24 protein-coding genes and 2 tRNA genes are annotated in these 19794 nt (G+C 66.6%); 1 reads left to right on the top strand and 25 read right to left on the bottom strand.

What is annotated here, in order from left to right:
• The 12 genes from FHS55_RS20645 to FHS55_RS20595 form a co-directional block, all read right to left on the bottom strand.
• Positions 1-576 (bottom strand): type IV secretory system conjugative DNA transfer family protein (locus tag FHS55_RS20645; protein WP_183191665.1); only part of this gene is annotated, 576 nt, incomplete at its 3' end.
• Between the two features lie 21 nt (positions 577-597).
• Positions 598-2337: a relaxase/mobilization nuclease domain-containing protein gene (locus tag FHS55_RS20640; protein WP_183191664.1), complete on the bottom strand. Its 1740-nt coding sequence runs from the start codon at positions 2335-2337 to the stop codon at positions 598-600.
• Between the two features lie 243 nt (positions 2338-2580).
• Entirely contained in the window at positions 2581-3243 is a 663-nt protein-coding gene (locus FHS55_RS20635; RefSeq protein ID WP_183191663.1) for a transglycosylase SLT domain-containing protein, read from the bottom strand.
• 1 nt (position 3244) lies between these two features.
• Positions 3245-3790, bottom strand: coding sequence for a S26 family signal peptidase (locus FHS55_RS20630; protein WP_183191662.1), 546 nt, complete (start codon positions 3788-3790; stop codon positions 3245-3247).
• Complete coding sequence (locus tag FHS55_RS20625) at positions 3787-4308, bottom strand: DUF2840 domain-containing protein (protein WP_183191661.1); 522 nt, start codon at positions 4306-4308, stop codon at positions 3787-3789. Before FHS55_RS20625 ends, FHS55_RS20630 begins: the two co-directional genes overlap by 4 nt.
• Positions 4305-4556 carry a ribbon-helix-helix protein gene (locus tag FHS55_RS20620; protein WP_183191660.1) on the bottom strand — a complete coding sequence of 84 codons (252 nt, stop codon included), beginning with the start codon at positions 4554-4556 and terminating at the stop codon, positions 4305-4307. The genes FHS55_RS20625 and FHS55_RS20620 overlap by 4 nt, the downstream gene beginning before the upstream one ends.
• Positions 4553-5206 carry a ParA family partition ATPase gene (parA, locus tag FHS55_RS20615; RefSeq protein WP_183191659.1) on the bottom strand — a complete coding sequence of 218 codons (654 nt, stop codon included), beginning with the start codon at positions 5204-5206 and terminating at the stop codon, positions 4553-4555. Before parA ends, FHS55_RS20620 begins: the two co-directional genes overlap by 4 nt.
• Positions 5203-6312, bottom strand: coding sequence for a replication initiator protein A (locus FHS55_RS20610; protein WP_183191658.1), 1110 nt, complete (start codon positions 6310-6312; stop codon positions 5203-5205). Before FHS55_RS20610 ends, parA begins: the two co-directional genes overlap by 4 nt.
• A 7-nt stretch (positions 6313-6319) precedes the next feature.
• Positions 6320-6601, bottom strand: coding sequence for a helix-turn-helix transcriptional regulator (locus FHS55_RS20605; protein ID WP_132036201.1), 282 nt, complete (start codon positions 6599-6601; stop codon positions 6320-6322).
• A gap of 122 nt (positions 6602-6723) precedes the next feature.
• The gene (locus FHS55_RS23615) at positions 6724-7110 is read right to left on the bottom strand and encodes a DUF2285 domain-containing protein (RefSeq protein ID WP_343056304.1); all 387 of its coding nucleotides are present in this window, start codon (positions 7108-7110) and stop codon (positions 6724-6726) included.
• A 4-nt stretch (positions 7111-7114) separates the two neighbouring features.
• Positions 7115-7456: a transcriptional regulator domain-containing protein gene (locus FHS55_RS23610; protein WP_246340337.1), complete on the bottom strand. Its 342-nt coding sequence runs from the start codon at positions 7454-7456 to the stop codon at positions 7115-7117.
• A gap of 115 nt (positions 7457-7571) precedes the next feature.
• Positions 7572-7811 carry a DNA -binding domain-containing protein gene (locus tag FHS55_RS20595; protein WP_183191682.1) on the bottom strand — a complete coding sequence of 80 codons (240 nt, stop codon included), beginning with the start codon at positions 7809-7811 and terminating at the stop codon, positions 7572-7574.
• Between the two features lie 275 nt (positions 7812-8086).
• On the opposite strand from FHS55_RS20595, the gene FHS55_RS20590 reads away from it, so the two are divergent.
• Positions 8087-8335 carry a helix-turn-helix domain-containing protein gene (locus FHS55_RS20590; protein ID WP_183191657.1) on the top strand — a complete coding sequence of 83 codons (249 nt, stop codon included), beginning with the start codon at positions 8087-8089 and terminating at the stop codon, positions 8333-8335.
• 83 nt (positions 8336-8418) lie between these two features.
• Here the strand turns inward: FHS55_RS20590 and FHS55_RS20585 are convergent, their stop codons facing one another.
• From FHS55_RS20585 to FHS55_RS20525, 13 genes are all read right to left on the bottom strand, one after another.
• Positions 8419-8745 (bottom strand): DUF736 domain-containing protein, encoded by a 327-nt coding sequence (locus tag FHS55_RS20585; protein ID WP_012172357.1) that lies wholly within the window; start codon positions 8743-8745, stop codon positions 8419-8421.
• Between the two features lie 634 nt (positions 8746-9379).
• Entirely contained in the window at positions 9380-9820 is a 441-nt protein-coding gene (locus tag FHS55_RS20580; RefSeq protein WP_183191656.1) for a hypothetical protein, read from the bottom strand.
• A 123-nt stretch (positions 9821-9943) separates the two neighbouring features.
• A complete protein-coding gene (locus FHS55_RS20575; protein WP_183191655.1) occupies positions 9944-10111 on the bottom strand; it encodes a hypothetical protein in 168 nt (55 codons plus the stop codon).
• A 282-nt stretch (positions 10112-10393) separates the two neighbouring features.
• A complete protein-coding gene (locus tag FHS55_RS20570) occupies positions 10394-10816 on the bottom strand; it encodes a type II toxin-antitoxin system VapC family toxin (RefSeq protein ID WP_183191654.1) in 423 nt (140 codons plus the stop codon).
• Positions 10813-11067, bottom strand: coding sequence for a FitA-like ribbon-helix-helix domain-containing protein (locus FHS55_RS20565; RefSeq protein ID WP_183191653.1), 255 nt, complete (start codon positions 11065-11067; stop codon positions 10813-10815). The genes FHS55_RS20570 and FHS55_RS20565 overlap by 4 nt, the downstream gene beginning before the upstream one ends.
• An 84-nt stretch (positions 11068-11151) precedes the next feature.
• Positions 11152-12078, bottom strand: a complete 927-nt coding sequence (locus tag FHS55_RS20560) for a DUF2493 domain-containing protein (RefSeq protein WP_183191652.1) — start codon at positions 12076-12078, stop codon at positions 11152-11154.
• A 368-nt stretch (positions 12079-12446) separates the two neighbouring features.
• Positions 12447-13481 (bottom strand): DUF7146 domain-containing protein, encoded by a 1035-nt coding sequence (locus tag FHS55_RS20555; protein WP_183191651.1) that lies wholly within the window; start codon positions 13479-13481, stop codon positions 12447-12449.
• Positions 13482-13550: 69 nt separating this feature from the next.
• Entirely contained in the window at positions 13551-15614 is a 2064-nt protein-coding gene (locus tag FHS55_RS20550; protein ID WP_183191650.1) for a ParB/RepB/Spo0J family partition protein, read from the bottom strand.
• A 182-nt stretch (positions 15615-15796) separates the two neighbouring features.
• Positions 15797-16990: a DUF932 domain-containing protein gene (locus tag FHS55_RS20545; RefSeq protein WP_183191649.1), complete on the bottom strand. Its 1194-nt coding sequence runs from the start codon at positions 16988-16990 to the stop codon at positions 15797-15799.
• A gap of 482 nt (positions 16991-17472) precedes the next feature.
• Positions 17473-17547, bottom strand: a tRNA-Gly gene (locus FHS55_RS20540).
• Between the two features lie 1153 nt (positions 17548-18700).
• Positions 18701-18786, bottom strand: a tRNA-Leu gene (locus FHS55_RS20535).
• A 115-nt stretch (positions 18787-18901) separates the two neighbouring features.
• Positions 18902-19366 carry a hypothetical protein gene (locus FHS55_RS20530; RefSeq protein ID WP_183191648.1) on the bottom strand — a complete coding sequence of 155 codons (465 nt, stop codon included), beginning with the start codon at positions 19364-19366 and terminating at the stop codon, positions 18902-18904.
• A gap of 61 nt (positions 19367-19427) precedes the next feature.
• The gene (locus tag FHS55_RS20525) at positions 19428-19739 is read right to left on the bottom strand and encodes a hypothetical protein (RefSeq protein WP_183191647.1); all 312 of its coding nucleotides are present in this window, start codon (positions 19737-19739) and stop codon (positions 19428-19430) included.
• Positions 19740-19794: the final 55 nt, after the last annotated feature.

The raw sequence follows: 19794 nt of genomic DNA, 5'->3' as shown, positions 1-19794 counted from the left end.
CCGGGCGCGGAAGCCGGCGGTGAGCTGCCAGTTCTCGCCCTTGATTTCATGGACGATGGCCGATCCCGGCCAGGTCAGTAGCGAGGGCACGACCAAGCCGACGCCCTTGCCGGACCGGGTCGGTGCGAAGCACAGCACATGCTCGGGCCCGTCATGGCGCAGATAGTCCCGTTCATACCGGCCGAGGACGACGCCATCGGTGCCGAGGAGCCCGGCGGCGCGGACCTCCTCCTTCTCGGCCCAGCGCGCCGAACCATAGGTCTCGACCCTGGATGCCTCGCGGGCCCGCCACACCGAAAGGGCGATGGCGACGGCGATCGAGAAGAAGCCGCCGGAAGCGGCGATCAGCGCGCCGCGAAAGAAAACCTCCGGCGCATAGGCATCGAAAAAGTACCACCACCAGAAGAAGGCTGGCGGATAGTAGACCGGCAGTCCAAACCACTCGAACCACGGGGCGCCCAGCTGCGCCTGAAAGCCGAGGCTCCAGGCCACATATTGTGTGGCGCCCCAGATGGCCGCCAGCACAATGAGCAGCACGGTGAGGATCTGCCCCCAGAGGATTTTCGTCGCCGACATGGTGATGATCCCTCTCTGTGTTCAGAGGCCAAGGCCGCGCTTGCGGCCGACGCTCCAGTCGACGCCACCATCGTCACGGGCGACACCGGAGACATGTTTGCCGAGCTGGCGCTCCAGAGAGGGCGACCAGGGCACGAGTTGGAAGCCGAGCCCGTCGTCGAGCATGGCGAAGCGTCCGGATGCGAGATTGAGCCGCTGGCGATACGTGCCGGCGACATACTCGCCGGTGCCGACCTTGTTGAACGGCAGGCCGACCTCGGCGGCGAGCTTGTCTCCGACGGCTTCCAGTTCACGCCGGCGCAGCGTGTCGATGAGGTTGCGGGCGAAGACGATGCGCCGTCCCTCCCGCTCGGCCAGACCCTCGCGGACGAGATACTCGGCGCGTCGGTCGAGTGCCTGGCTCACCTCGGCGCCGAAGCCGCCGTCCGACAGAGCAACGGGGTCACGCGCAATGGCCTGCCGGTCGAGCCAGGTGGCACCGGTGGCCGTGACCTGATGGACGAGGTCGAGATCGGAGCGCACGGCGAGCGCAACGCGCCGTTTGCCGTGCGCATCGTCGAAGGTGCGCAGTTCAACGATGGAGCCCGGCGCGCCATCGCTGGCGGCGTCGAGATCGGGCAGCCGGATATGATGGGAGCGCCCGTCCACGCCCTCGACGATGGCATAGGCGGAGCCGTGGAGTTCATCGTCAAGACCTCGCGCGACCAGCCGGCCGATCACCGGCACGTCGAGACTCTCGGCAGCGAGGACATAGCCTGCCGTGCCACGCTCGATGCCGCGTTCGGTGAGGGCGCGGTGCATGCGCTTGATGATATCGCCGCGCTCACCCAGCTCGCGCAGGGTGGCTTCCGCTTCCGGCTCCACCACCCATTGGGCGTTGCCGATTTCTGCGGCGAGGCCGAGTGCCTCCAGCTTCCTGAGGCGCCCAATCTTCAGCGCATGGTGCTCATCCGGCTGCCCGCCGGGGATCGGCGCCATATCGACGATGCCGCTCTCGCGGGTTTCGCGGACAAGCTGGCGGTCGAGCTCGGTCCAGCGCTCGGCTTCGATCTTGCGTTCCAAACTCCGGCGGATATCGAGGTCGGTACGCGGGCCGAGTTCCTGGGTGATCAGGTCACGGGCGCGGTCGCGCATGCCCTCCTTGATGTAGTCGCGGGAGATCACCAGATCCTGGCCATCGTCGCGGCGACCACGCACGATCAGGTGCACATGGGGATGCTCTGTGTTCCAGTGATCGACGGCGACCCAGTCGAGCCCGGTGCCGAGGTCCTTCTCCATCTGCCGGGTGAGATCCCGCGTGAAGGCCCGCAGGTCCTCCATCTCCAGGGCGTCGTCGGGCGACACGATGAAGCGGAAATGGTGACGATCCTCGCGGCAGCGCTCGGTGAAGGCGTCGACATCCACGCTGTCGCTCTCGGAACCGAACAGCCGCGCCTTCTCACCATCGCGGGTCACCCCCTCGCGGCGAAGATAGATGAGGTGCTGACTGAGGGAGCCCGCGCGGGCTGTGTGTCGGACGACCCGCGCCTTCACCACGGCGCCGCGTGAGCGCGGCGTGATCCGGCGGCTGGCCTGAAGGCTGGCGACCTGCCCGCTGCCGAAACGCGAGCGGTTTCCGGCGGCGATCTTGCCTGACCGAGAGACCCCACCGCCGGCCTTGCGGGCCGCGGCAAGCGCTTGGGCGACGAAGGGGCGGGCCTGCTGGGCGCGGGTCGAGCGGATGCGGCCGGGACGGACGCGGAACTCGCGTTCATCGCTCATGGCGAAGTCTCGCAATGTGCGGAAAATCGTTGATGCGGCGCCATTTGCGGCACGCGCAAACCTTGTGGTTCGGCTCCGCAAGGTGCCGAAGGCGCAGGAAAGACGTGCAGAAACAACGCCCCGACCGCCGCGCAATGTGCGCGCTTTTATCCTGCCCTCGTGCGGTCGTGGTCTCTGTCCTGCGCCTCCTTGCTCGCCAAGGAACGCCAGAGCCCGACAGGATGCGAAAACGTAGCTTCGCGCTCATTGCGCTCTCCGCGATGGCAAAGGTGCAACGAAAAGCGCGCCCGATCGCGGCGCGAGGAACGGGGAAACGGGAGAATTGCCGGGCGCGGGCTGCGCGGCGAACAGCGGCACCTCGCGCCAGCTTTGCGCCGTTGGCCGCACCAATTCGGTGGCGCCGGCTGCAGACTCTTTGTCGATGATCGGCGCCAAGGCCGCGATGTAAGTGCGCGTCTCCGGCGGCAGCGGCTCGCCGGAAAGCGACGCCTCATAGCGTGCAGGCCCGGCACTATAGGCCGCGAGCATGGCGCGGATGCTGCCATAGCGGTCACGGAGTTGGCGCAGATAGGCGGCGCCAGCGAGGATGTTATCACGCGGGTCGAACGGGTCGGCGCCAAGACCATGATGGACGCGAAGCTCGTCCCAGGTCGCGGGCATGATCTGCATCAGCCCCATGGCACCGGCAGGCGAGATGGCGCGCGGATCGCCGCCGCTCTCGGCCTGCATGACGGCACAGATCCAGCTGGCCGGAAGCTCGAAGCGTTGCGCGGCTTCGTCGATAAAGACAGCATAGGACGTGACGACATACGCCGCAGTTGGCGTCATAGGTTGCGCGGTGGCAGAGTCAGGCCACGCACCGCCGATCAACAGTCCGGATGCGAGGAAGAGCGCGGAGCGACGCATGTCAGCGCACCGCCGCGCGCCAGATGAAGTCGCCGTCGCCCGCTTCATCCGTGAGCAGTGGCATCGCCCGGCCGATGACGGTCGTAGCCGGGATCGGCCCGAAGTAGCGCCCGTCGAGACTGTCGCCGACGTCCGGGTTCATCAGGAATAGGTGGCCGACCTCGACACGCCGGCAGCCCTGCCAGACCGGCAGATCGCGCCCAAAGCGGTCGCGCGGCAGCGCTTCGCCCAGCGGCACGCTATCGACCGTGATGGCGTCACTGAGGCGGCAGACCTCTTGCCCCGGGAGCCCCATCACACGCTTCAACAGCGGCGTGCCTTCGCCGAGATAGCCCCGCCCGATGAGGAACGCGGCGAGCGGCGGTGGTGGCATCACCGCGACCAGATCGGTGATCTCGAGATGATCGGCCGGCTCGAGAGAATAGAGCCCGACCGGCACGCTCGCTGTGACATTCCAGATCAGCTTGAGCGGCGTCGGCAGAGTGGCGGCGAGGGCCACACCGACGCTGGCGGCCGTCGTCATCAGCACATAGGTGGCGCGGTTCATTGTCCGCACTCCTGCCGCTTCAGCCATGCTTGATGGCGCTCCAGGGTATAGGCGCGCGGCTCGAAGCCGACGCTGACGCGGTGGGCGGCATGCCCCCAGTGGTCAGGGGCGACGGTCGCTGCATCGATGCCGATCGCTTCGATGGCGTCGATATGCTGCAGGATTTTCTCGACCTTCGGCCAGCCATCCACCCGCAGCAGGATCTCGCCGCCGGGACGCACGAAGGGCAGCGTCTGGTAGCCTTCGCCCGGCGCCACGCAGCGCACGATGTCGAGGCGGGAGGCTACGGTGCCGAAGTCGTTCGATGCCCATCGGACAAAAGCGAAGATGCAGCCCGGGGGGAAAGAGAGGATGCGCCGGCGGCGATCCAGAAGCTGCTCATGTGCGTGATGGCCGAAGCGAATCCAGTTCTCGATCCGCTTCTCGATATGGGTCAGCTCGACATGGGTCAGGGCATCGGATGGGGGACTGGACGCGGATGCCGTGCTTGCCGCACGGGGCGCAAACGCCTCGTTCATGGCTGGTCTCCTGATGTGGGAGGGAATTCGCGCGCGAGGAGGTCGCGCAGCATCTCGGCGACGGTGACGCCGCGCCGGAAGGCGGCGACCTTGATCCGCCCGCGCAGGTCGGGCGTCACATCGATGGTGAGGCGCGCGGTGAACGCGGCGCCGGGCCGGCGTTCGGTTGAGACATCGGCCGCCTTGATCCAGTGCTCGGGATCGGCAGGCCGATAGGCGAAGTTGCGGCGGATCGAGCGTTCGCTCATCGCGACGACCTCCCGAGGTCGAGAGCATTGATCTCGGCGGAAAGCGCAGCGATTTCGCGCGTGGCTGGCCCGGCATCGTCGCGCTCGAAGACGAGACGCCCGGACTGCGCTGCCGCCGCAAAGGCGATGCGCTGACCGATGGTGCTGGCGAGCACCGGGGTATCGTGATCGGTCAGCGTCCGCGCGGTCTCTCGGGCGAGAACTGTGCGCGCGCCGCAGCGGTTCAGGACGAACCGGACCGCCATCTCCGGGCGGTAGATTCGCGCCTCGCGGATCAGCGCCAGCATTTCGGCCGACGCCCAGCCGTCAAAGGGCGAGGGCTGAACCGGGATCAGCACCAGGTCGGCGGCGAGCAGCGCCGATCGCATCAGCCCAGCGACGCGGGGCGGACCATCGATGACGATGTGATCCGCGTCACGCGCGAGCTCGGGTGCTTCACGATGCAGCGTGTCGCGGGCGAGCCCAACGACACCGAACAGCCGTGGCAGGCCCTCGTGGCTGCGCTGCTCCGACCAGTCGAGGCTGGAGCCCTGCGGATCGGCGTCGATCAGCGTGATCCGCTGTCCCTGCCGGGCCAATTGCCCGGCGAGATGCAGCGCCAACGTCGTCTTGCCGACCCCGCCCTTCTGGTTGAGGAGCGCGACGATCATCGATGCCCCCTCGAGCGAGGGGGCGTCTGCGACGGCCTGTCAGGCGGCGTTTTTCCAGCCCACTTTGCCCCCTGCCGGTGCTGATCCGCGGCGCTCACAAAAGCGCTCGCACGCTTCTTAAAGTTAGATTCTGGGTTAGACTCTAAGTTAAGGGCGCGATTTCCTGATGCAGGACAGTGGGTTAAGGCCTGTTTGGGTTCCCGATAGCACGAGGCACCGGTTCCCGATGGCACGATAGTCCGGGTTCCCGATAGCACGAGCCTATCCACAGGCTGTCCACAGGGCGCGGCAGGCTCGAAGGCGAGCAGCAGCCGACCACTGACCTCGACCTCAACGAACAGCATGTAGCCGGGAAGCGGCTGGCGCCGGATCAGATCCCTGAGCTCGAAGGCGAAGCGCTTGAACGGCGACAGGCTGCCCGATTTCTGGTGCAGGTGCCGGAAATCGAACCGCCACCCGTCCTGTTGCCGCCCGCCATGCTTGCGCACCAGACGGTAAAGCCAGCGTTCCAGTCCGCCCGTCAGCCCGAAATAGGCCCGGTCGATGGTGAGCACGAGCGCATCGTCAAGCACGGCGCGGTAGAACCAGTCCGGCAGGATGAGGTCGACCCCATCGGGCCGGCCGTTGCGGTCGGTGCGCTCCTGCCATTCATTGATCCAGGAGAAGCGGTGCCGGCGTCCCTCCGCCGGCTGGCGGATGGTGGTCGAGACCGTCGTGGACTGGAGGCGGTCGAGCGCGGCCTTGAGGCGCTGATAATCCCGCAGGGAGGTGCCGCGGCCGACGAAGGTGAGGATCTCATAGGGCGTCGCTGCCATTAGGCGCGAGGTGCGAAGCCCCGCATCGCGCGCCTCGACGATCTGGCTGGCCGCCCAGATAAGAATGTCGGCGTCCCAGATCGTCGCCATGCCGTGGTCGGGCACGGCCTCGACCCGGATGGCGATGCTACCGGTCCGGAAATCGATCGGCGCGACGCGCGGCGTCTTTGAGAGGGAGAAGAAGGGATAGGCCATGAGATCCTGCGCATCTCGTGGCGCGAAGTCGCCCGGCAGGGCGCGGAACAGATCGAGCTGTCCGCGCTCCGAGAGGCTGTGATGCCGCGCCGCCATGGGGCGTTCAGCGCGCGGCGCGACCGGCGAACGAACCGGCGGCAAGCGCATGGCGCTTGGCCGGCAGGACGGTGCCGCGCGGATCGGAGGTCGAGGTGACCGCGCCGCGCTCGGTCCAAGCCTGCAGGTCGTCGATGGAATAGACGACGCGGCCGCCGAGCTTGCGATAGGCGGGACCGGTGCCATAGGTGCGGTGCTTTTCCAGCGTGCGGGCCGACAGGCTGAGAAACTCCGCGGCTTCCTTGGTGCGCAGGTAGCGCGGCGGGAGGGTGGCGAGATCGGGTCGCATGGAGCGGGCCTCCGTGGGTGTGGCGGGAGCCGCCGGAGTGCGGCGGCGGACGGTGACCACGGTGGCGGAGGAGGAATGTCGGGAGGGATGGGGAAGATTGGGGGGCTAAAATCCCCACCCCGTCACGGGCGGCGACGGTGGCGGAACAGCCGCAGATAGCCGCCGGCGATCAGGCCGGTGCCGCCTTCCACAAGGCCGATGACGCGGTCGCGCAGGGGAGACGTCTTCCAGGGATCGGCCGCGATACGCTCTGTGCCGAAGATGGCCTCGGCGATGTCACGGTAGCTCGCGCCCCGGTTCCGTCCGTCGCAGGCCTGAAGCATCAGCCGGAGGCGGCCGCGCTGCTGGCGGGTCATGCGGGTGTCGGGTGGCACGGGCTTCCCACGGTGCGCATGCCAGAGGCGGTTCAGCGCCTCGATACGGTCGGGCAGATCGTCGTCGAAGAGGATCAGGGCCGCGGTCGATGCGCCGGGTTCTAAGCCGGAAAGCAGAAGGTGCGGCGGCGCCACATAATCAGGTGGTTCGGCAGGCACAGCGTGAGGTACCGTGCCGGTGCCCAGCAGATGGTCGGGAAGCTCGGTGAGGACGGTGACGGACGGATTGATCCGTGGGGACCAGTGGACTGGTTGGCGGGTCGCGGGGAGCGAGGGTTTCGCGGCGACATCGCAACCCCCACAAATATTCGGCCTCTGCCGGGAGGGGCGCAGCCGCTCTCTCGGCGTCCACAAGGTCCCGATACGCCTGCTGGTAGGATGGATCCCGCCTCAGGCACTCCCAAGCCAATCCCTCTACCGAGAGATCATCGAAATAGTCGTAGGTCCGACTGTCTCGCCAGCGCGACGTATCGGGCTTCATGAGCGACTCCCAAACGGTGCATGCCGTAGAGGGAGACAATTGGAGATTGACGCACAGCCGAGAATACACAACGAGCGCATCATGTGATGCATTGCAGGCATCACCTTGCAAGATGTCAGTTCACTCCGTGCCGAAGAAGGCCTCGGTAGCCCGTTTCGGCCAGCCATTTGGCCCGCGCCAGATGGCTATCATGAACTGCTTGGGCACGAGCAGGATTCACGGTCGGATCGATTCCGAACAGTATCTCGACCACCTCCTGCCATTTGGCTCCATCGGCAGCAGCGTCGAGTAGACGCATATAGAGCTTGATATGGCTGCGGTCGTAAGCGGTCAGTTCCTGACCGGAAGGCGCCATGTCGTCGAACGCCTCGATTATGTCGGCCTCCCAAGCTCTGATCAGTCGGTCGCCGACCACACCGTCGACCAAGGCAAAAGCGTTAGTTTAGGATTATTCTAGTATCGATTAATGGCAATACCCAATGCTTGGGCTTACCGACGAATTCTCGACTCCTCCATCCTTGCGCCCGCCTTGCTAGAGCCGCGTGGCAAAAGCCGGCAAAGGCATATCTCTGATGTGCTGTCGAGAATACTCCGTGGTGAAATACTCATCAAGCGACTGCTCTCTCGGCCATGGAGATCCGAGAGGTGTTCGCGCGCAATCTGAAGGCTCTGCGGCTGGCCAAGGGGCTGTCGCAGGAGGAGCTTGCGCATCTCGCGGACATTGATCGCACCTATGTCAGCTCGCTTGAGCGGTGCGTTTACAACGCCAGTATCGATGTTGTGGAGCGGCTAGCCTCGGTCCTCGGCGTCGCGGCCTCCGACCTGCTCCTGCGTCCGCCGACAAGCCCGACCGAGACCGATCTCGAAGACGACAAGTAGGGCTCGATTTTAGCCGTCGCGGTGATCGCGCTTGCCGATGGAGTGCGTCCCCGGCCCTTTTAGCCGGGGACGCACTCCGCGGTTCAGTCGCTGCGGCGCCCGTTGGGGCGGGACCAGATGAGGGAGAAGTTCTCGCCGTCCTCGTCATCGAAGAGGTTGGCGTAGATGGCGGCGGTGAAGCTCGGATCGTCGAGCTTGAGGCCCAGATAGTCGCGGCCCTCGGTGGAGCGCTTGGACCAAGCGGCCCCGATCTCGGCGCGGCCGACCAGGACCCGGTGGCTGGGGGCGTTCTCGCCGGTGGCGCGGGTGTCGGGGATGATGCGCACGCCCCGGGCCTGCACGCCGAGGGTGACGATGTCGCCGGTGAACTCGTTGGTGCCGGTCTTCTTGAAGGTGCCGATGGTGGCCATGTTCCGTCTCCGTCCTGTCTTCTGAGCCGCACCATTGCGGCCTCGATGGCGATCTGCAGGCCGGAGGCGAGCGACGCCACATCGCCTCGGGGTCCCCGTCGCGCTCGCGCAATGGGGTGAGGATTGCGACCGCAGCACAGCGGAGGACGGCGCAGGCGCGACTTTGTTGCTGCGCGAGGAATGACGGCGATCCGGGGTCCCCGCGCGGCTCAGCGCGCGGGGTGGGCGTCGGCAGGGGAAGAAAGTCGGACCAGCCGTTGTGGCATAGGCGCTCGAGGTGCAGCCGTCCTTCGGCCAGATCAGGCCATTGAAGAGGCCGTTTGGAGCGGGCACTGGCGGACGGATGACGGAGAGGTGCGGCCCACGCACCGGATACACAGACCCGACCGACCCACACCGCCAGACGATGCCCTGAGTCGGGCCAATCTGCCCATTCCCCGTCCCGCCAACGTCGCGAATGCTCTGCCCCGAGGGGTCTTTCGGCTGCGACGCGGCCGCCGTCCTCCACGCGCATCAATCTTGCCGCATCGGAGGGCGAAGCCGGCGCGCCGGATCTCCGCTGCCTCCCGGCCCAGCCGGTTGACGCGGACGCTATGACATTCGCTGTCTGGCGCGCCGAACGGCTATCGCGGTGTCAGGGAGGGGAGCTGTGCCCGTTAGAAGGGCCGAACGCCTTCGTCTCGGTGATGCGCACGAAGGCTACAATGCCGACCACGCCGGCTCCGATGATCGAAAACACCATCTGCCACGGCTGGGAGGGCATGGTGTGCTTCAGGATGCCATGGGTGGCGTGGAAGCCTGCGGCGGCAGCCGGGACGACGAAGGCGGCGGCGATCAATAGGCGCACCCAGGTCGTGCGGACGATCGCGAACAGGAAATGGCACAGGCCGAAGGTCGGGGCTGCGGCAGCAAAGCCGACAAGGATAGCGCCGGGCCATCCGGCGCCGGTGCCATAGGCCCATGTGCCCGCCGTGATGCCCGCAAACAGCGGCAACGCGAATACCGCCAGCGTGAAGAGCAGCCAGCAGAGGAATGCGATCGTCGCCATGCTGAGGAGAATGCCGATGAAGATCATGGGGGCGGCTCCATAAAATCAGACCGATGCGCCTCCGCCACCACGATGCACCGGCGGGATTGGCGTTGGCGGCAGAGCACGAGCGCACGCCGCCTCCGCCGTTCATGGCCGCCTATTCGCCTCTCAAGAGGCGAAGGGGTCGATTTCGCGGACGATCGCGGCTTCGTCGCCGTCATATTCGGTAGCCGGGATGACGGAGAGCGTGCCGTCGCCGGCGCGGAAGATGACGACGGTGGCCATCAGGGTGGTGGCGAGGCTGAAGGCGAAGGCGTGAGCGATCTGGGCGGACATCGACCTGGCTCCTGCGCGAGCGGAGGTCCATCCCCCGCTGACAGGCGCCCGAAAGGGCCGGCCGTTGGCCGCAATCACCGCGTGAGGCGCAGCCGGAGCGGCGGCACGCACAGCGTAGTCCGACCCTTCATGGGTTGATGGCGTCAGGCCATCGGCTGGACCCAAGGATCAGCGTCGTGAAGCGGGGATGGTCGTCCGGTCAGGAGACCGTGATGGCGGGTCACTGCGCAGATCGCTTCCGCAGCGTTGCCAGGTTCAACACGTGCTGACTGTGGCAGGTCGTCAGCGGTCCACGTTCCACGGATTGATGACCGCCACACCGGCGGCGTCGAACGCGCTGGTATCGCGCGTGGCCACAGTGAAGCCCCGGGAGGCTGCGATTGCGGCGATATAGCCGTCGGGCGTCGGAAAGCCCTTGCCGGCCGCACGCGCCTTCACGGCGAGGTCGGCATAGCGTCGTGCGGCAGCGATATCGAAAGGCAAGACTCGGTCGGCGAACAGCTCCATCACCCCGTCCAGGGCCTCGGTCAGCCGGTCTTTGCGCTTGCCCGCGGGCAGCGCACCGATTCCGAACAACAGTTCGGCGATGGTGACGCTGGAGAGATAGAGCGTCTCGGCCGCCTGCTCGTCGAGCCACGCCCGCACGGTGTCGTCGGGCGTGGGCTTCATCGCCTCCGAGATGACATTGGTGTCGAGAAGGATCATTCGAAGCTCATGGGCTCGGCAGGCGTCCTGTCGCGCGCCGGGCTGAAGGCGTCGATGTCCTCATTGGTCAGTCCAAGCCGACGGCTGCGTTCCGCAAGCGCCGTTCCGAGCCGCAGGCGCGTTTCGGGGCGAACAGCAGTCTCCAGGATGTCGCGCATCTCGGCCTCCGTGCTGCGGCCATGCTGTGCCGCGCGCACCTTGAGGGCGCGGTGCGTCGCCTCGGAGAGATTCCGGATCGTCACTGCGGGCATGATGGCGCCTCCAGTAAGGCTGATAGCGTTGATAGCAAAATAGAGAACTTGCCATCATTTTCAAGATGGCGGGCCTGGCGGCGCTTATGCGCCGCCGGAGCCTAAGCGATAGACCGGAATGCCCATCTTGCGGGCCTTGTCGGCCAGATTGTCCTGAATGCCGGTGCCGGGGAAGATCACGACCCCGATCGGCACCACGTTCAATATCTGGTCGTTGCGCTTGAAGGGGGCAGCCTTGGCGTGCTTCGTCCAGTCAGGCTTGAAGGCCACCTGCGGCACCTTGCGGCTATCGGCCCAGAGGGACGCGATCTTTTCGGCGCCCTTTGGGGAGCCGCCATGCAGCAGCACCATGTCCGGGTGCTTGGCGTGGATCTGATCGAGCCTGGCCCAGATCTGCCTGTGATCGGCGGTGTCGCCGCCCGAGAAGGCGATCTTCGGGCCTGCGGGTACCAGCAACTCGGTATCCGCGCGCCGCCGGGCGGCGAGGAAATCCCGGCTGTCGATCAGCGATGCGGTGAGGTGGCGATGGTTGACCCGTGATCCGGCCCGTGGCGTCCAGGGAGAGCCGGTGGCGATACGGTAGCGGTCGGCGGCGGCCTCGCGGAAGGTTTCCATGCCGTCGCGCCGGCCGATCAGGTTCATGCCGATGTCGATCCGGCGCTCGAGCTCCAGTGACTTCACCTCCGAGCCGTCCTGTTCGCGCTGAAGCTGCTTCTGGGCCTGCTCATTGTCGTCGAGCCTCTGTTCGATGCGGTCCAGGGCGCGGTGGAACATGTTGACGGTCGACCAGAGGAGATCGGGAAGCTCGGCATCGAGGCTGGTGTCGGTGCTCGTCGCGACCAGGGCATCGAAGATGTCGGCGATGGCGCCTTCGATGAGGCGGTCTTCCGGTGGTGGGCGCTGGTCGCGTTCGTCTTCGGATGGGCGATAACCGTGGAGCTGCAATTCCTGGATCAGGTGGTCGGTCGGGGATGAGACGTGGTGCGGCTCGTGGTCGTCATGCGCGCTCATGGGATGCTCCGTCGGTTTGGACCGCTTGCCGTGGCGGCCTTCATGGCGACGAAGCCGTCGGGCGGGACGGACCCGCACCCGGAGCGCGGGCATGGTCCCCGAAAGTGGGAACCGGTTTCGGGATAAGACCATGCCGGAAAGCGCACAGGGCCGAAGCGCAGCGGAGGATGGCGACAAGCCGGCGATTTTGCTTCGCGATGGAAAGCGGCCTGAAGGCCGCGCCGGAAAATCGTCGGCGGCAGCTATTGCCGATCTGGCCCGGCTGACGGCCGATCGCCCTCTCGAAGGCGCAAGGCGCGGTCCTCTTGCCGTTACCGAAGCAACCTTGCGGGTATGGCAGCCACTTATCGCGGTTCAGCCCGCTCCGGCTATGGGGCCAGGTTCATGAAGCGCACGACATCTTCCGGGGCGAGCTGCACCCGAACACCCGTCCGGAGCGCATGGATACCCAGCCGCTGGAGATCCTCGTTGAAGTCCCCGAGCGCTGGCGACAAGGGGATGGCCTCGATGCCTTCGGCGTTCGCCCGTTCGATCAACGTGTCCCGCGCGGCGTCACCGGCAGGATCGTTGTCGCGGACGATATAGAGCCGCCTCAAGGCAGGCGGGAACAGGATGGCGGCCAGATGCGCGGCCGAGAGCGCCGGCGCCATAGCGATGTTGGGCAGGACCTGTCGGAGCGACAGCATGGTCTCGATGCCTTCGCCCGCTGCCATCACGCTGTCGGGCACACCGATTCGAACGGTAGACCCAAGCAGATCACCCATCGCCTTGCGCGGCGTCTCGACTGGAGCCTTGTCCGAACCGTCGGGGGCGAGCCAGGTGCGGTGTACGCCGGTGATCCTGCCGGAGAGATCGGTGACGGCGGCGATCATCGCGGGCCAGGTCTCGGTCGGGCCGTCGTCAGGCTTGTAGTAGCAGCACGGATGGAAGCGCAGGTTTCCGGTTCCGTGCAAAAGCGCAATGCCGCGTCGGCGCAGATACGTCTCTGCAAGGGTCCCGGCGATGGGCTGTGACATGGCGAACAGCCGGCGCGCGGCTTCGATGGCCCCTGATCGACCCGACATGACATGGCGGCGTGGTGCTGCGGGCTCCGGTGCGGGATGCGGCAGGCTGAGGAATGTCCGCGCTTCCTTGGCAACGTCAGCAAAGTCGGGGAGTCCCAGAGATCCGCGGATGACGTCGAGGAGATCGCCATGTTCGCCGGTGGCGGCATCGGTCCATTTGCCCGCCGGCCCCTTCGCGGATGGACGAAGCCGCACAAAGAGCGAGCGGCCGGGCGTGTTTCTGATATCGCCGACGAGCCAGTAGCGGCCCTCCCGGCGACCATTGGAGAGATAATGACGGCAGACCGCTTCGGCCCGATCGGCGAGCCGGCGCGACAGATCGTGAGCAATCCCGGACATGGCGAGCTTTTCAAAAACAAAGGCCCGCCGACAGAGCCGGCGGGCCGAGGTTCAGGATCGTGTTGAGGGTTACTCCGCCGCCACGGCACGGGGGATATCCGTGGTGTCTTCAGTATCCTCAAGACTCTCGTCTTCGCCCATGGCCGTTGTGCCGTCCTGCGCCGCCGTATCTTCGCCAACGGCGGGTTCGGCTCCGCGCAGCGGTTCTGGCAGCCAGCCGGTATCGGCCAGCAGCGCTTCGGCCTCGCGGGCCATGTCACCCTTCTTCAAGTGCGCGATGCGCTCCGCGGCACGCGGCCCCTTCGCCTCGCTCACCGCCAGCAGAATGCGGGCCTTGGTGACCCGGCCGAGGAAATTGTCCACGGTCGGCTTCCACCCGGCGGCCGCCATGTCGAGGTCGACGGCGCGGGCGAGCTGATCGGCATGGTTGAGCGCGCGGGGGCGCCGGTTCCAAGCCTCATGGACGGCGTTCACCGACAGGCTCACCACATGGGAGAACAAACCGGAGCGGCTGTCGCTGTCCCAGTCGTGCAGAGCCTCCCAGAGATCGGCCGAGTCCTTCGGCAGGACCTTCGCCCAGCCCTCATGCCGGGCGTGGATCGCCGCGGCCGAGGCGCTGTCGTTCAGCCCCGGCGCCTGCGCGCTGAAGGCCATGCTCTTCAGGTCGAGTTCGAGGCAGCTATCCGAGCCGTAGCGGTAGAAGCTCTTCAGCGTCAGGGCATGCAGGGCCGCGAGGAAGGCGACCTCCGGCCGCTCGCCCAGCGCCTGGCGCAGGCCGAGTGTGCGGTGCGAGGTCAGCTCGGTCATCAGCCGGTCCGAGAGCGCCGACAGCCCTTCGTCCTCCTCGGGCTCGGGCATCGGCGCATCTGCCATGACGGCCTCGCCGCTACGCATGGCCGCCGCCGCGATGTGGTGCGGCCCAACGTCTTCCGCGACGACTTCGAGCTCCACCGGCAGTTCGTCCTCGGGCCGCACATAGCCGCGCTCAATACGCGGCGTGCCATCATGGGTGATGCTGACGAAGGCGCCGGCGCGCGCCACATCCAGCGGATCGAAGGTGATCGGACGCGCCTCAAAGGCCTCGATCGCCGTCTCGATCTCGCCGAGCCGCGCATCGACCTCTTCCGGCAGTTCGTCCGCCTCGGCATAGGCCTCGGACAGGCGATCATATTCCGCCTTCAGTGCGTCGCGGCTGGCTTCCTCCTCCGTAGTGAGTGGAATGGTCTCACCGCGCAGCTGGCGCAAGCCGTAGGTGTGGCCATAGGCGAAGTCGGGGGCCATCTCGATCCACTTCCACCCCTCAGTGGTGACAGCGTCCGCCTCGGCCTTGAGCTTCTCGGCCACCAGCCGGTCGACCAGCACGACATCCTGCAGCCAGCCGCCATCATCGCCCTGGAATAGGTCGCGCAGGATGGTGCCGCCGGCCTCGACATAGGCCTCGAGGCCAATGAACTGGGCGCGCTTGTCACAGGCGCGGACAGCACCTTCGGTCAGCATGCGGCGGATGGCATAGGGCTGCTTGTCATAGGAGGTCTTCAGCCGCTCGAAGACCTGTTCCTGGCGCGCATGGTCGCCGGAGACGGTAAAGGCCATGAGTTGGTCGAGCGTCAGGCCATCCTCGGCATAAACCTCCAGCAGCACCGGCGCGACCGAGGCGAGCTTGAGGCGCTGCTTGACCACGCCGACGGAGACGAAGAAGGCGGCCGCAATCTCTTCCTCGGACTGTCCCTTCTCACGCAGGGCGAGGAAGGCGCGGAATTGGTCGAGCGGATGCAGCGGCGCGCGCTGGACATTCTCGGCGAGGGAATCCTCCTCGGCGATGCCGCCCTCTCGGATGACGCAGGGCACCGGCGCGGTCCTGGCGAGCCGCTTCTGCTTCACCAGCACTTCCAGCGCTCGATAGCGCCGCCCGCCGGCCGGAATCTCGAACATGCCGGTCTCGACGCCGGCGCCATCGACGACGGGCCGAACGCTGAGGCCCTGCAGCAGGCCACGCCGGGCGATGTCCTCGGCCAGTTCCTCGATTGAGACCCCGGCCTTGATGCGCCGGACGTTCGACTGGCTGAGCAGGAGCTTGTTGAAGGGGATGTCACGCGAGGGCGAGAGCGTGATCTTCTGAACAGTGGTCGCCATGGAAGGCACCTCCGCGACGGGCGGCCGGGAGCCTCTCTCTCGGCCTCCAACCCGTCACGAAGCGCAGCGCCGCCCTCTCACTCTGGAGGGCGACGCCACAGAATCGCAGATCCGCACAAACGGAAAGCCGGAAAGCCGGAAAGCCGGAGACACGGATGTCCGCATCTCCGGCTTTCCGGAAGTCAGGCCGCCCGGTCGAGCAGCTTCTTGGCCCGGCCCTCGAGGTCGAGCCTTGCATCCTGGTGGGGCTTGTCGCGTGCGACCGCGGTGATGCCCTGCACGAAGTCGAAGATGCTCTCGGGCTTGCGCCCTTCCTCTGCCAGCACCGTGTTGATGACCTTGGCGGTCTCGGCCCTGGAGAAACCCCGGTTGCGCAGGAAGTCGCTGCGGTCCTCGTCGGTGCGCGCGACGATCTTCTCCCGTGCCGCTTTGATGCCGTTGACGAAGGGCAAGGGCGAAGAATTGGCGAAGCGGGTCAAGGCCGGCGCCGCCTCATGGGCGAAGCGCGAGGCGGCGTATTTGGAGTGGCGGATGGTGATCTCCTGGAAATCCTCGACACCCCAGAGATTGCGATTCTGGCACACGGCGCGCAGATAAAAGCTCGCCATGCCGAGCGTCTTGGCGCCGACCTCCGAGTTCCAGCAATAGAAGCCCCGGAAATAAAGGTCCGGCGAGCCGTCGGGCAAACGCTCCGCCTCGATCGGGTTCAGATCGTCGACCAGGAACAGGAACACGTCACGGTCAGAGGCGTAGAGCGTCGTCGTATCCTTGGTGATGTCGACACGCGGATTGTAGACGCCCGTCGACCAGTTGAGCACGCCCGGCACCTTCCAGCGTGTGTCGCCGGTTCCGTTGCCGGCGATGCGCTGCACCGCCTCGACCAGCTCGTGATCGTAGATGCGGCCATAGTCGGGGCCGGTCACCGCGCGGAGCTCGACGCGACCATTGGTGGTCTCATAGGTCTTGATCTGCTCGGCGCGGTGCGAGGTCAGGCCATATTGCAGATTGATGCTGGCGAGCGCGGCGGGAAGCTGGCGCAGATAGGCGGCCGGTGCACCGATCTGGGCAGCGAGCTGGCCGAACGACCAATGGTTCGGCTCGGCGAGTGCGTCTGCCCCGGGCAGCACCAGCGACAGCCGCTCGGCATTTGAGCGGCTCACCTCGACGTGGATGCGGGACGTCTCGACGAGGCGCGACTGGCTGTGATCGGCCCGGCCTCGCACCATCTCGGCCAACTCGTCGAGCGACAGGAACCGTTCGTCATCCGGCCGGGAGAACCACTCCGACGACACGCGACCGACCCGCTCGCCGCGCGTGACATCCACCTTGTAGCCGCCGCTGGCATCACGACCGGCATCCAGAACCTGCATGTTCATGGGGCTAGACCTCCATGACGGGCGCCGAAAGACTCTCTCCCGGTCTCAACCCGTCACGGAAATCCGGTCTGTACTCTCACTCTGATCGGCACTGCGAGATATCCGGAGATGCTTTGCGCGAGCGGAGCCTTCTCTTCCATCACTTCCTGAACGGCAGCTCGACGACGCCATCTGGTGGATCGATCCGCCCACATTGACCGCCATCATCTCGAATGGGGCACAGATCCAGATCAATTGATGACTAAGAGTGCACTGGCCTCCTGGAACTGCAGGGCAGGTCACACCCAGGCCATTTCCCGGGATTTTCGACCTGGCATTGCGCCTCGCAGAGGCGAAGGAACGGCGCCGTCACCACGCCATGCTATCCGGCGACTTTCGCGCAGATGCTTCCGTTCTGCTTCCATCGCCTGCAAAGCAGCGCCGTGGAAGCAGAAAACGCCCCGAAGGGCGTTTGCTAAGTATCTAGTTTTCATGGGAAAATTTGGAGCGGGCGATGGGATTCGAACCCACGACCCCAACCTTGGCAAGGTTGTGCTCTACCCCTGAGCTACACCCGCTCGCTCCGTCGTTCGCTGGCGGCGTTGTCGGCCGCGTCCCGAACGGGCCGTCTCTATGCCCCATGAGCGCGGCGATTGCAACGGGGGTTTGCGCGAATTCTCGAGGCCTGTGGATTACGCCATCGGCTTTCCGCGCCATCGGCAGCGGGCCCTTGGTTACAGACCCTTGGTTCCAGGCTCTTGGTTCCGGCGCACCCGGCAATGTCGGAGGGGTTCCCGTCGCCGCCGGGCGTGGGGTCCGGCCACGGCCCCTTGCCGAATGGCTGCGATCGCATGGTGCGGTCCAGCGCGCGGCGGCTCTCGGACACGAGGGTTGCCGAGCGGTATCGGGAGGGTAGCGAGATGGGGGGCGTCCACGCCCGCGCTGGAGGGCCGGCACTCCGAGTGAGGCTATTGCGCAACATTGCGCCCGAGAGCGTCCGCGAAGTCCCGCACCGGGCGCTCCCTCAGGGCTTATACCCAGTCACGATATTGTCAGTCCGGCATGCAGGAATGTTCATACGCGTACTCTTGTGCCCCGGCGGTCGGTGGTGCTGTTCGATATTCAGCCGATGCTGCGTTCCATTCTGGACGCCCCGTTCCTCGCCGGCGCGGCCGGCGAGCTGTTCCAGTTGAAACTGAGGTCGATCGCGGCCGATACCCCGCTGGGAGCGGCGGGCGCGTTCGCGCAGGTCCTTGGCGGCGACGCATCGGCACGGATGCAGGCCTTCGGTTCGCTTTACGCCCATGCCAAGAAAACCGGCGCCATCGTCGGTGAGGGGCACCCTGGGGGGCCGGGCTTCATCAAGACATCTATGGTGCGCGGAGCCCTGCCGGAACCGCCGGTGGAGGTCAGCCACCGGCCGGTGGCCGCCATCCGGCTGGAAGATGCCTGGGTCACCGGGCACTCGGGCATCGCGCGCGTGGGCGACATGCTGCTGGCCGACGGCGCTCCCGTCAGACGCGCCCGAACGCGATGGGCCCACGGCACCCAAGGGGCCCGGGCGGCGCGTGGCCGGCTACCGGGATGCCGCGGCGCTCATCTGCGGCGTATTGCGGCGGCTCGCGACGCGCACGCGCTCCAGCTAGGGGTGTCAGCAAAAGGTTGTTGTCACCGCGGCTCTGCAGCCGGAAGGCCCGTGCGGACGGCGTGCGCGACGCCCGGTCCGGCAAATGGTGCGGGTGGTCGGACTCGAACCGACACTCTGTCGCCAGAAACGGATTTTGAGTCCGTCGCGTCTACCATTCCGCCACACCCGCGAGGTCGGCCAATGCGCCGACGGAAAGTGCTGGGACTATAATGTTCCCGGCGCGGCGAGCAAGCCGCGCCGTCGCGCCGCGCACAGGCGGTGGTGCCCGAAGGCGCCCCGCGCCCTCAGGGAGCGGGCTTGCAGGTGCCGAACGCGGTCAGCACCCGGTCCGGCGATACGGTGGTGAGCGTCACATCGGGCTGCGTGCGCGAGATCTGCATGATCCAGCCCACCAGATCTTCCGTGCCGTGAAGCGTGATGTTGTCGCCCGCGCTGGCGGCGGCGTCGATCTGGCTGATATGCGGCAGTCCGCTATCGGAGACGCTGGCGATGATGCGCTTGCCATAATGCACAAGGAAGCGGGCGGGCAGGTCGATCGTGCCCAGTTCCTTGGCCGGCGCGCAACCCTTCTCGCCCTCGCAGACGAACACCTTTGTGAAGGTGCAGTCGGCGGGCGAGGGCAGGTCGGCGACGATCGTCTCCGACGTAGGTTGCGCGGCGGCGGGCGCGGTGGCCGAGGCCGCGGTTTGCGCCTGGGCGATGCCGAAGCTCATGACGAGGCAGAGGGCGGCAGCAGCGGTCTTGATCATGGGTCGACCTTGTCGCTTCCGGGGGAAGCCGGGAAAAGGGGTCGGTTTCGACATGCCGGGATCAGTAGACCGGCGTGCGGCAGGGCGGATAGGGCGGGGCGCCACAATAGCCGGGGCCGTAGGCCGGGCCGGGCGGGGGGTAGGCTCGCGGCGGCGGCGGATAATAGGCCGGGGGCGGCGGCGCGCTGTAATAGTAATAGGGCTGCGGCCGGGTGGCGGCCGTCACCGCCGAGCCGACCAGCGCACCGGCCACGAGCCCGCCGATCAGCGCACCGGTATTGTTGGCCTGCGCCGGCGCGGCGCTGGCCAGCAGCGCGGGCACCAGCACGGAAAGGGCAAGGGTTGCCCGCAGCGTGGAGGCGAATCTGTGCATGTCGTCCTCGCTTCGATCACGGCGCGTGGTTGCGCGCCCGTGCGGGTGACACACC

This window comes from Ancylobacter tetraedralis (assembly GCF_014195655.1).
GTDB lineage: Bacteria > Pseudomonadota > Alphaproteobacteria > Rhizobiales > Xanthobacteraceae > Ancylobacter > Ancylobacter tetraedralis.
This window is presented reverse-complemented; position numbering and strand designations above follow the sequence as displayed.

Bases quoted from the DNA above. Each gene is read 5' to 3' on its own strand.
- FHS55_RS20640 (WP_183191664.1), bottom strand. From the start codon at position 2,337: ATGAGCGATGAACGCGAGTTCCGCGTCCGTCCCGGCCGCATCCGCTCG.
- FHS55_RS20635 (WP_183191663.1), bottom strand. From the start codon at position 3,243: ATGCGTCGCTCCGCGCTCTTCCTCGCATCCGGACTGTTGATCGGCGGT.
- FHS55_RS20630 (WP_183191662.1), bottom strand. From the start codon at position 3,790: ATGAACCGCGCCACCTATGTGCTGATGACGACGGCCGCCAGCGTCGGT.
- FHS55_RS20625 (WP_183191661.1), bottom strand. From the start codon at position 4,308: ATGAACGAGGCGTTTGCGCCCCGTGCGGCAAGCACGGCATCCGCGTCC.
- FHS55_RS20620 (WP_183191660.1), bottom strand. From the start codon at position 4,556: ATGAGCGAACGCTCGATCCGCCGCAACTTCGCCTATCGGCCTGCCGAT.
- parA (WP_183191659.1), bottom strand. From the start codon at position 5,206: ATGATCGTCGCGCTCCTCAACCAGAAGGGCGGGGTCGGCAAGACGACG.
- FHS55_RS20610 (WP_183191658.1), bottom strand. From the start codon at position 6,312: ATGGCGGCGCGGCATCACAGCCTCTCGGAGCGCGGACAGCTCGATCTG.
- FHS55_RS20605 (WP_132036201.1), bottom strand. From the start codon at position 6,601: ATGCGACCCGATCTCGCCACCCTCCCGCCGCGCTACCTGCGCACCAAG.
- FHS55_RS23610 (WP_246340337.1), bottom strand. From the start codon at position 7,456: ATGAAGCCCGATACGTCGCGCTGGCGAGACAGTCGGACCTACGACTAT.
- FHS55_RS20595 (WP_183191682.1), bottom strand. From the start codon at position 7,811: ATGGCGCCTTCCGGTCAGGAACTGACCGCTTACGACCGCAGCCATATC.
- FHS55_RS20590 (WP_183191657.1), top strand. From the start codon at position 8,087: ATGGAGATCCGAGAGGTGTTCGCGCGCAATCTGAAGGCTCTGCGGCTG.
- FHS55_RS20585 (WP_012172357.1), bottom strand. From the start codon at position 8,745: ATGGCCACCATCGGCACCTTCAAGAAGACCGGCACCAACGAGTTCACC.
- FHS55_RS20580 (WP_183191656.1), bottom strand. From the start codon at position 9,820: ATGATCTTCATCGGCATTCTCCTCAGCATGGCGACGATCGCATTCCTC.
- FHS55_RS20575 (WP_183191655.1), bottom strand. From the start codon at position 10,111: ATGTCCGCCCAGATCGCTCACGCCTTCGCCTTCAGCCTCGCCACCACC.
- FHS55_RS20570 (WP_183191654.1), bottom strand. From the start codon at position 10,816: ATGATCCTTCTCGACACCAATGTCATCTCGGAGGCGATGAAGCCCACG.
- FHS55_RS20565 (WP_183191653.1), bottom strand. From the start codon at position 11,067: ATGCCCGCAGTGACGATCCGGAATCTCTCCGAGGCGACGCACCGCGCC.
- FHS55_RS20560 (WP_183191652.1), bottom strand. From the start codon at position 12,078: ATGAGCGCGCATGACGACCACGAGCCGCACCACGTCTCATCCCCGACC.
- FHS55_RS20555 (WP_183191651.1), bottom strand. From the start codon at position 13,481: ATGTCCGGGATTGCTCACGATCTGTCGCGCCGGCTCGCCGATCGGGCC.
- FHS55_RS20550 (WP_183191650.1), bottom strand. From the start codon at position 15,614: ATGGCGACCACTGTTCAGAAGATCACGCTCTCGCCCTCGCGTGACATC.
- FHS55_RS20545 (WP_183191649.1), bottom strand. From the start codon at position 16,990: ATGAACATGCAGGTTCTGGATGCCGGTCGTGATGCCAGCGGCGGCTAC.
- FHS55_RS20530 (WP_183191648.1), bottom strand. From the start codon at position 19,366: ATGATCAAGACCGCTGCTGCCGCCCTCTGCCTCGTCATGAGCTTCGGC.
- FHS55_RS20525 (WP_183191647.1), bottom strand. From the start codon at position 19,739: ATGCACAGATTCGCCTCCACGCTGCGGGCAACCCTTGCCCTTTCCGTG.